Annotated in this window: 9 protein-coding genes and 2 pseudogenes; 5 read left to right on the forward strand and 6 right to left on the reverse strand. The window is 58.4% G+C overall.

Going from position 1 to position 9,333, the window contains the following annotated elements:
• The coding region (locus RNA01_RS12310; protein WP_147180515.1) for a hypothetical protein at nt 1–924 on the reverse strand (924 nt) is incomplete at its 3' end.
• Nucleotides 925–931: 7 nt separating this feature from the next.
• Between RNA01_RS12310 and RNA01_RS12315 the strand changes: the two genes are divergently transcribed.
• Nucleotides 932–1,318: a hypothetical protein gene (locus tag RNA01_RS12315; protein ID WP_147180516.1), complete on the forward strand. Its 387-nt coding sequence runs from the start codon at nt 932–934 to the stop codon at nt 1,316–1,318.
• Between the two features lie 179 nt (nt 1,319–1,497).
• On the opposite strand, the gene RNA01_RS12320 is transcribed toward RNA01_RS12315, so the two are convergent.
• The 3 genes and pseudogenes from RNA01_RS12320 to RNA01_RS12330 all read right to left on the reverse strand — a co-directional run bounded on the left by RNA01_RS12320 (nt 1,498) and on the right by RNA01_RS12330 (nt 4,456).
• Nucleotides 1,498–3,483, reverse strand: a complete 1,986-nt coding sequence (locus RNA01_RS12320) for a P-loop NTPase fold protein (protein WP_147180517.1) — start codon at nt 3,481–3,483, stop codon at nt 1,498–1,500.
• A gap of 199 nt (nt 3,484–3,682) precedes the next feature.
• Nucleotides 3,683–4,027: pseudogene (gene dnaE2, locus RNA01_RS24045) on the reverse strand (error-prone DNA polymerase); the annotation flags it as partial.
• Nucleotides 4,028–4,198: 171 nt separating this feature from the next.
• The gene (locus tag RNA01_RS12330) at nt 4,199–4,456 is read right to left on the reverse strand and encodes a hypothetical protein (protein WP_147180518.1); all 258 of its coding nucleotides are present in this window, start codon (nt 4,454–4,456) and stop codon (nt 4,199–4,201) included.
• Between the two features lie 131 nt (nt 4,457–4,587).
• On the opposite strand from RNA01_RS12330, the gene RNA01_RS12335 reads away from it, so the two are divergent.
• From RNA01_RS12335 to RNA01_RS12345, 4 genes and pseudogenes are all read left to right on the forward strand, one after another.
• Nucleotides 4,588–4,842 (forward strand): hypothetical protein, encoded by a 255-nt coding sequence (locus tag RNA01_RS12335; RefSeq protein WP_147180519.1) that lies wholly within the window; start codon nt 4,588–4,590, stop codon nt 4,840–4,842.
• A gap of 75 nt (nt 4,843–4,917) precedes the next feature.
• Nucleotides 4,918–5,181, forward strand: a pseudogene (locus RNA01_RS24050) (SOS response-associated peptidase); the annotation flags it as partial.
• Nucleotides 5,182–5,198: 17 nt separating this feature from the next.
• Nucleotides 5,199–5,825: a hypothetical protein gene (locus RNA01_RS12340; RefSeq protein ID WP_147180520.1), complete on the forward strand. Its 627-nt coding sequence runs from the start codon at nt 5,199–5,201 to the stop codon at nt 5,823–5,825.
• Entirely contained in the window at nt 5,822–6,511 is a 690-nt protein-coding gene (locus RNA01_RS12345) for a hypothetical protein (RefSeq protein WP_147180521.1), read from the forward strand. Before RNA01_RS12340 ends, RNA01_RS12345 begins: the two co-directional genes overlap by 4 nt.
• Nucleotides 6,512–6,522: 11 nt before the next feature.
• On the opposite strand, the gene RNA01_RS12350 is transcribed toward RNA01_RS12345, so the two are convergent.
• Nucleotides 6,523–8,436 (reverse strand): AAA family ATPase, encoded by a 1,914-nt coding sequence (locus tag RNA01_RS12350; RefSeq protein WP_147180522.1) that lies wholly within the window; start codon nt 8,434–8,436, stop codon nt 6,523–6,525.
• A gap of 54 nt (nt 8,437–8,490) precedes the next feature.
• Nucleotides 8,491–9,105, reverse strand: coding sequence for a hypothetical protein (locus RNA01_RS12355; protein WP_147180523.1), 615 nt, complete (start codon nt 9,103–9,105; stop codon nt 8,491–8,493).
• Nucleotides 9,106–9,333 lie beyond the last annotated feature (228 nt).

Raw genomic sequence — 9,333 nt, forward strand, 5'->3', positions numbered from 1 at the left:
GATAAGGCCATGCTCGGGGCTATCCCAGTTCGCCTGAACGATCCGGTCGACGTCGGCATCTAGCAGGTCATCGGGATCGAGATCGGCGTGCAGGTTCACGATGCGGCCGACGACGGTGACGGTTTGCGCGTCGTCCTCAGTGGTCAGTCGGGCTGATGCATCCTTCAGCAGCTCCCGATACCGGGCGTCGATGTGGAAGGCCGGCGGTGGCGGAACGTCGGGCTCCCACTCGGGAGAGAGCACGAAAGCGATATCGATCCGGGGGATCTCTGTCCGATCGATTATGCTGACCAGCTCGCTGCACATGTTTGCATTGAGACCATCGGCAGCTTCGAGGATCGGGGATACGCTGTCCTCATTGAAGGACTTCACAACCGACTGGAGGCCATTCGCGATGCGGCGGATCACCTTGCGACCAAAGGGGATCGTTGGTTCGATGAAGGCAAGTTCTGCCTGGTCATTGAATCCTACAGGAGACTCGATGGCGAGACCGAAGCTTCCCTTGAAGGTGTGCGCGAAACGGCACCTGTCCGCGTAGTCCGACGCTTCCTTGTTCGTTCTCCGGAATGTCCGCTCGCCTGTCAGCTCGCTCATCGCGGATGCTGCGATCAGTCCCTTCATCCCATTGAGGTAGGATCTGGCTGCACGAAGCTCTATGGATTCGTTTCTGATGTAGTCGTCGGGGATCGTGGCGAGGATCTTGTCGAACGCCAGGGACGTCAGGCCCGCTCGCAAAGCCGGTTCGGACAGGCTGTAGACCTGCCTGATCACCTCCAGTGCGGCAACAGCTTCGTTCGCTCGCACGTCGAGATCGTCGGTGGTCGAGAAGAAGATGTTCACCGCTCCGTTCAAGCCTTCGCCGTCAGTGAGCTGGTACCTTATCAACGACGCGTCTGCGCTTAAGGGAAAGACCCTCGGAAACAATGTCGAATTGTCCGAACTCGTGCTCTCTCGCATGATGATGACAATCAGGGATACTGTTCGGAATGCCAAAGGTCAGCAGGTGCTCCGCACCCTCAAGGACAAGAGGCTCCTTTGCTCCGAGCCGGAGATGAAGGCTCACCTCGCCGAACTGATGGTCCGACAGGAAGGTCTCTGTGCCATCACCAGACTGCCGCTGCATGTCGATGGGCAGGAGGATCTCGACTATGACATGCTCGCATCCGTAGACCGGATCGACAGCAACGGGCACTATGAGCCGAAGAACGTTCAGCTCGTCTGCCGCTTCGTGAATTTCTGGAAGTGCTCGCAGGAGAACGGCAAATTCATGGAGCTGCTGGACAAGGTCGTGTCGAACAGCCTCCAACCTCAAGCCTGAGCTGATCCCCGCGCTCTCAAGTACCTGTCAGACGCCCGCCGTAGTGCCGCCGCACGCTCCTGCAGCGTGCGGATCTTAGCATCACTACGCCGTCCTGCATGAGGGTGATAGGTGAACACCGAGATTGCGTCACCTAAGAACGGCGCATAGTCATCGATAAAGGCCCGGCACCTTGCGGGCTACGAGGTCGCAGCCGTTCGCTTCGTTGCTTTCCGTGGGCGTTTAACAGGCGGCTCCTTTGTCGGCGTGATAGGTGCCGCACGCCTCGCAGCCCGTACCTCCGCATCGCGGCGCATCTCAACGGCATCTTCTATCAGAGGCGGGATTTCTTCCCGTGCTCGTATCCTCTTTATGCGCAAGCGAAGCATGGCTGAATCTGTTGCGGCTTCCCGCTCCTGAAGAAGCTCGAGGACCCTCGTAATCCATGGCAGCTCGTCAGAGAGTTTGTCGAATAGAGACATCGGCTTGTAACGGCTCGCCAGGCCACCACTGATCCAGTACCAATTCTCGCCGGGCGCCTGCATCCAAGCATCCACGAAAACGACAGGGTCTACCGCAGCCAAGACTGGCACGACCGATAACGGATCGGTTTGTACGTTGCTGTCGCAGACGCGTTCGAAGAACGCGGTTGCTCCTGCGTTCAACAGGGCAACGAGTTCGGCTCCCCTCTGGGGAAATGTCGCCTCCAACGCGCGGGACCGTGCTTCGTGGATGTAAGCGTCGATCTCCTGGAATTCTGCGCGGTATGAGTCTTCAACCCAATAGGCGATCCCTTCAGAGACTTCACGTCGCCCGGCGGGCCTGCCGTACCATACGCTTTCGACGACCTCGATGCGCCCCTGCCGCTGAAGGTCGTCGACGTAGGACTTGCACTGCGCCAAGACATCCGCGCGGCCCGCATCGATCAGACCGTGTTCGGCCATCATGAAACGAAGCGCGAAATGGTGCAGTAGATTGCCGTGCCCATCGATCTGCCGATCCTCGAACTCCTTGAGAAGGGTAGCCTGTGCTGCAGCGGACTGAGCTTCAGGAAGGCTGTCGAAATCCATGAACATCCGCCAAGCTGGGACAGTTCCGAGCGAAGCGAAATGAGGATGGCCATCGAGGGAGGCTGCTATCGCTTCGTGGTCGAAGTGTCCCGCGAACAGCATATCCTCCAGCACAGCGTCTTTCAGAAGTGTTCCCGAGAGATCGGAGGCCGGATACTTCTCCTGGGCCTTGCCGAAGGCTGACATCTCTACTTCCTCGTTTCCACGACGATTCACACGAGCAACCGTGTTCTGCATTCTCGCCCCGGCGCGGTTGCTGATTTCCGTTTGCGTGAGGTTGCCCATTCGAACCTCCAGAGACAGGGCCGTGAACAGTCTCACGAGTTCCGTCATCGCGGAGGCGTTAGTAAGGTGCTCTGTGCGGAGGCTCGCACGGAGCCGGCACAGATCATCAACGGCATTACGGAGATTTCTCAGCGACGCGCAACCGGAAGACTTGAAGATGTCGATGATTTCGGAGCGGTGGTTCGCAAGAAAGAGCGCGTCCGCCTGCAGGTCGTGACGTTTCACGAAGGCATCGAAGGCACCTTCGATCTGCACCGAGACGCGGATCGTTTGGCCAAACACCTTCTCTTTTATCGGCCCGAGACCGGCCACTTCCTCGTCGTGAGCGATCACGACAACTCTACATTTATGATGCTCGACATAGCGATTGATCACGCCGAGAACATCGTTGATCGGTAGCTTGCATCGCTCGAGGTCATCAAAGATGATTATGCGATCGGTCTCGACATTGTTCCCAACCAGTGCGCCGACTATTGCCGAGGGTAAGCCCTTTGTACCTAGTGTGCCATAGCCTCCGGTCGAAACGTTCACGCCGTCAGCGAAAGCGGCTATCTTCTTGAAGCGATCCTTCGTCGGATACATGGCAGCGAATACGGACGCCCGTATTTCATCAGCGGACTGGAGCCCAAACAGGCTGAGATAATAGTATTCCGCGGGAGCAAGCGCATTCTTGATCTGGTGCGTCTTTCCAGATCCCCATGGCCCCGTTACGAGTACCGCGAAACCTGGCTCGATCATGCCTTTGTAGTGGTCCAAGTACGACGTGAGGTAGGATTCGATGCGCTCTCCACCGGACGGCGTGGGGTCTTCTGCTTTTACGGTTGCCTTCATTCGGCGTAAGAATCCTATTGCCATGCTCTCGCTTGCCATCATTGACTCCGCGTTTCCGCGAATAGGATCGGAGCATGAGGTCTGAGTTGCAATCGAAAACTGAGGACGACTGGCCCGGAAAACGCTTCATCGATGCGGCAGTTGTCGGTCATGGGCTTTCGCGTATCGCGCTCGATATCCCCGTTGTATTTTTGACCCGTCACTGGAAATTCCGCGCCTTAACCTTCAAGCGGTCGATATGCAGGTCTCTGATGTAGATGTCCCTCGCCTCCGGCATCGGCTTCGGTCGGTCCTCGCATCACCGCCTCCCGCAGATCCGTGCGCGATCTCGTCGCCGCGTCCCGTCGGAAGCTTGAAGTCGATGTCGCGGTCAGCCAGCCCGGACAGATTTCCAGAAAGATCGAGGAGCTGCTGCGCGACCAGATGAACGACATCGCCCTCACGCTGGATCCGGCCGTTAATTGAGATCATGCTGGAACAGCTTCGGCCAGACCACGAGGTTCGCCACTCCGATCGCGTTGGTCGGAAGTGACGACATCATGCCACCGAGAATGCTTTACGCTCCCCTTCCGTTCCTTCATGTGAACGGAGCCAAGTCGGTCCGATTTAGGAATATTGTCACATTCCGTCAGCGATTTCGCAGATTTTCTTTTTGAATCAGCCTGCTAGGACACACCGGTAAGTGACCGGCTTTATTGAAGAAAATTTCGTCGACCTAGCCAAGAGAGGCTGTCGGGACCTTGAACGAGTTCTCCACCAGGATATTGTCGGCCGCTCGGACTGACGGACGTCCGCTTCGCACCTTCGTTTCCGGAGCCGCAACATGGCCATCTCGCTCGCACGCATTGTCGATCTCTTCCGCAGGAGGAAGCCCACGTTCGCAGAAGCTCTCGCGAAATCCGGCTTCCGGCCAGCCAAGACCGCGCGGATCGCAGTAGGAGAGCGGCGCAATCGGGAAAGGCTTCTCCGGCATCGCGGATGACGAGGCTCGAGGCACCGCCCGGTGGAGATGAGGCTATCCTAGCCAGTTTTCGTGATTGTCTTTGATGCCGACGGTGAGGCCGGGCAGTATCTGTAACAACAACAGTGGATAGGGTCAGGCGTATGCAGTGGAAAGACGAGTTCGAGCGAAAGTTCAAATGCAAGGTGCATATGTGGGGGCTGAACATGCAACGCGTCATGGTTCTCATCGACCAGGAAGATGTGCCTTCGCTATCAGAAATCGACCTGTTCTTTACTCAAACGCTACCTGATGTGTCGAGCGTAAGGGTCGTCACTGACGGCGACAAATATGTCCATTTCGTCCGGCCTTCGACCGATCAGGCGTGGCGTATCTCCAAGGTTGGAACCAACACGTAAAGGGTTGCCACTCCACACATCGGGATACGTTCAACCTTGTTTTGCGCGGCCCTTAGGCTAATCTTACCTTCGTTTCGGTGGGGCCGCACGACCGACGATCTCTACAACTTCCTAACGACCGATCCCAACGAGGTCGTCGCGCCGATCCACAAGGAGGCGATGCCCGTCTCAATGCTGGCCGAAGAAGAGGTCGATGTCTGGATGCGTGCCGGACGGGATGAGGTCAAGGCACTCGCCCGCCCGGAACCGGACAACGCGATCATGGTGACATCCAGGGAGGAGTACGGATCCAGCATTATTTCGAAAGGAGGCGAGCCAGTTCAAGCTCGCTTTCTCTGATATCGAGAGGAACACGAATGATTTCGAAGCATCTAATGATTGCCGTCAACTGGTACGGCCCTTACTGGGATCTTGATGAGGTCCGGGCCGAGGCGCGGGCGAATTGGAACCACGGACTTTACATGTGTATCGGCATGCGGCCTTATCAACGGAAGGTGAGCATGCAGTACATCGGCATCGGAGGTGCGGTCCATACGCGAATGACGCACGACCATCACAAGCTTCGCGAGGTCACACGCGAGCGGGCGATATGGCTAGGCGACATTGCCACAGCGGAACCGTCCGGGAAGCGTCTCAAGGCGACTAAGACGACACTCGACTACGCAGAGTGGGTTCATGCGCGTTTCATGCAGCTTCCGCTCAATGAGAAGAAGACGAAGAACTTGCCTTCGCGGAGCGTCACGGTCCTGAACCGCTGGTTCAAAACCGATTACGAGACGCTAAGAAAGAATCGCCCACATCCCGACTGGCCGGATCTAATCGACTATCCCGACTATGACATGCCTGCGCGGATGATCTGGTTCGGCGGCCGCCAGCAGTACTTCCATGCTCCGGACTATGCGCGGCCGGAGCCGGCAGTTCGACCGTCGAAGCGCGTGCGGGTATCCATCGAGGTTGCCGAGCAGGAGGCGTCTGAAGATTGAGGCATTGGGTCGACACCACGACAGATGAGGAAGCTCGCGCCCTGGATCGCGGCATGTGGGAGATGGTGGGCAGCAAGCAGCCCGACGGGACTTTTGTCGCACAGGCCGCGGGACCCGCTCCTGAAGGCGGTGAGTTCTGGTACGACGCTCTCAACCGCATCAAGGACGATCCCGACAAACGGTACGCGATGGCACGTCGCCACCTTCCGCTACCCGCAGCGTGGCGCGAGATGGCCGTCTCGCTACGAATGAAGATTCGGAAAGCTCGGAAGGCGAAGACCGGATACGAAGCCGAGCTGCGGGAACTTCATCATCTTGCAGCGATGAGCAGTTACGCTGGTTACGGCGTAATCCAGCGTGTTCCCTACGCCCGTCTTGCCGCTCTCGACCTCTCATACGACCGTGTCGGATGTGACCACCTATCTCTTCTCGGTGTCACCGATAGCAAATGGATGCGGGAACTCTGGGGTGAGGCCGATAACCATTCCACCGCCTCGGAACTCTACGAGGACATGCTGGCCGCCGACATCCAGAGGATCAAAGCGGATGAGAAGCAGGAACGGGACGAGCTGAGCGAACGCCTATTCGGCAATCTATCCCGCGAGATCGCTGAGGAAAGCTCATCGTCGGCGTCGCCGCCCGAGAGGAGGCGACGCGGAATATTCGGCTGGCTATTCGGACGCTGACCTGCTTCCTGCTAGCCCGATCGAACCGCCCGTGGCTCGACGCGACCATCGGCATCAAGTGCATCCAGCACTTCCTGCCCCGAGAGTTCGAGGCCGGCCACCAAGGCATCCACTAGCCTCTCGCACGCCGGACGATGCCGCTCCAAGATTTCCGTCGCGCGCAGGAGCTGCTCGTTGAGAACTTTGTCCACCCTGGCGAGGACACTGCGATCCATCCGACTGACGTCGATCATCGGTGCTTCTGAAATGTCGCCGAGCGATGCCAACCCATCGCCCATCCCGAACGACCTGTCCAACAGGATTGCCGTACGGGTCGCATCATACAGATCAGATCCCAGCCCTCCAGCCACGCCATCATCGTGACACCCCAGCAGCAACTGCTCCGCTGCCATACCTCCCAATCCCATGGCGATGGCATCGAGATAGTGCGCCTTCGTCCGACGCGCCCAGGGCCGACGTCCGAATGTCGCCTTGCCGACGGGCTGGTTCTGCGTTGTCAGAAGGATCCGTGACGAGATCTCGACGCTGACCAGTTCCATGCCGAGAACGACCCCGACGACCGCGTGGCCGATCTCGTGAACGGCGTTGATCCTTAACGTCTCCGGAGGGATCTGCGCCGGAATGGGAAGGTGCAACAGGACATCCGCCAATTCGACAGGCCTTCGAAGCCTCCTAGCCCGGCGGTGGGCGTTACGGACAATCTTCTGGATGTCGGCGCCGGAGACCCCCTCGGACAGTTCGGCGAAAGATTTGCAACGGCCTTCGTCGAGCGCGCCTCGCATGTGCATTCGGAAGATAGCGGTCCGAGCTTTCAGATCCGGAAGCGGAATTTTGACCTGCTGATCCAGGCGACCGGACCGAAGGATCGCGGCGTCAATCTTATGCGGATTGTTGGTGGCGGCGACGACAATGACCCCTTCGCGCCCTTCAAGGCCATCCAACTGCTCAAGCAAACCGTTGATTGTCTTGGTGTCATAGGATTCATTCTGTGTGCTGCCACTGTCCCTCGATCCGAAAGCGTCGATCTCGTCGATGAACAGGATGCAGGGCGCGTTTTTCTTCGCCTCCTGAAAGCTCCTCTGCATCGCCTTGAGGAAGTCGTTGAGGTAGCCCCTCGCCTGCCATTTCGCATAGGAAGTGACCACGAGACCTGCATTGCAGGTGGCTGCAAGCGCCTTGGCGAAGATCGTCTTCCCGGTTCCCGGAGGCCCGGAAAGCAGAACACCTTTGTCGACGTCGTCCCAGGTGATCTTTCCCGAACGCCAATCATCGAGATCGCGTGCGAGGTCGAGACCCCAGACCTTGGCGTCGCCGTAGCCTTCCATGTCTTCGAGCCTGATATCGGCAAGGATCTCGCCAGTCTTACTTGGTGCGCTTGTTACACTTGGTGCGTCTGCCCGCACCATCTTCTCGACGATGGCAAGAACGCGCGGCATGGGGCGGCCCCACGTCATCGCAAGCTTGAGGCGCCGCCAGTCGCAGTTGATCAAGGCTTCGGCCTGGTCGTCGGTGACCGTGGTCTTGTAGCCCCATCTGACGACCCCGCGCACTTGGCGGATGTCGGGTGGCTCGATCTTCACAACGATGTCGAGAGCGAAGCGGAGATCTTCCGGGATCGCCTCCTCGGACCGGAAGAAGATGATGGTCTGCTTGTGCTGCAACATGTCCATCACCGCTTCGATGTGGTGGTCCGAACGGGTCTCATCGAAGATCTTGACGTGATCCTGGAAGCGGTGGTCCGACCGCTTGTCGATGAACATGACCGCCGCCTGGACATAACTTGTCTTCCGTTCCCAGTTCTCAAGAACAAGGCCGATGGCAAAATGTGGTACGCGTCTGTAAGGCCGCAGGGCCCGGCTGATGCTTGCATAGGCGAGGAATTCCGGTAGCGAGAAGCCTGCCCGGTCGCGAAGTACGTTTTTCATTGTGTGTGATCCCGAATTGAAGATGATGCGGTCGGCGCTCATGGGCGCTATGCGTCATCCTCGTATCCGGCGAACCTGGCTCTCCGGGCTCAACAGGTCATAATCGAGATCGACCTCCAGGAACCCTTGAAGGATCAGCGACGCCAGTGTTGGCATCGGCCGGCCTTCCTGGATCACCGACAGGCATTCCGCGATGGTGAGCGACCCCATTTCCTCAAGGCCGGCCAGCAGACGAATCCTGTCGCCGAGCGCCGGCCGGTAGAACCCGTATCGGAGAAGATCCTTCGCGTTCCGGAGACGGACGCTTTCGGCGAAGTCGATCATGGCCACGGATCGGTATCGATGACCCATGGATTTAATCTCGGCGGATAGCCAGATCGGCGGCATCGGCTCCTCCTGCCCGACATCGATCAGGAAGGATCCGCCCTCTGTAAGGACCATGAAATCGAGCTGGTACTCGTCGTCTCCGTTCCGGAGTAGCGGCGGCGCCGTACTCCATCGGGCGACGTCGGGGTCGAGATCCAACAGGCAGGCGAAGTCCCTCGCCTGCTGGGATCGGAATTGCGCACGGCCATCGCACTTGATGGTCGCCATCGGTGTGTAAATTGGAGAAGGCGTGACCTTGTGCGGGACGGCATCGTCCCTTCGGTCATCTGAGACTACCTTCATGGCATCCCTCGAAAACGAAACGCAGAACAGGGCGACACCGGACAAAGCCGGAGTGCGTCAGCGTATTCGTAGCGAGTGGTGCGCGAAGGTGCTCATGGACGGGAACGAATACAGAACATGCGGGAGGGCGTCAAGACCCATTTGCGGCGGCTGGGCTGGGTCCCGGCGGCCAACGGTTAATGCATGCCACTGGGTATCGGCCGGTAGCATCTACCTGCAACATCAATA

This window comes from Paenirhizobium naphthalenivorans, assembly GCF_007992095.1.
Taxonomy (GTDB): domain Bacteria; phylum Pseudomonadota; class Alphaproteobacteria; order Rhizobiales; family Rhizobiaceae; genus Allorhizobium; species Allorhizobium naphthalenivorans.

What these genes read in the sequence shown, in the direction of transcription:
- RNA01_RS12340 (WP_147180520.1), top strand. Translation starts at nt 5,199, where the DNA reads ATGATTTCGAAGCATCTAATGATTGCCGTCAACTGGTACGGCCCTTAC.
- RNA01_RS12330 (WP_147180518.1), bottom strand. Translation starts at nt 4,456, where the DNA reads ATGCCGGAGAAGCCTTTCCCGATTGCGCCGCTCTCCTACTGCGATCCG.
- RNA01_RS12320 (WP_147180517.1), bottom strand. Translation starts at nt 3,483, where the DNA reads ATGAAGGCAACCGTAAAAGCAGAAGACCCCACGCCGTCCGGTGGAGAG.
- RNA01_RS12355 (WP_147180523.1), bottom strand. Translation starts at nt 9,105, where the DNA reads ATGAAGGTAGTCTCAGATGACCGAAGGGACGATGCCGTCCCGCACAAG.
- RNA01_RS12335 (WP_147180519.1), top strand. Translation starts at nt 4,588, where the DNA reads ATGCAGTGGAAAGACGAGTTCGAGCGAAAGTTCAAATGCAAGGTGCAT.
- RNA01_RS12350 (WP_147180522.1), bottom strand. Translation starts at nt 8,436, where the DNA reads ATGAAAAACGTACTTCGCGACCGGGCAGGCTTCTCGCTACCGGAATTC.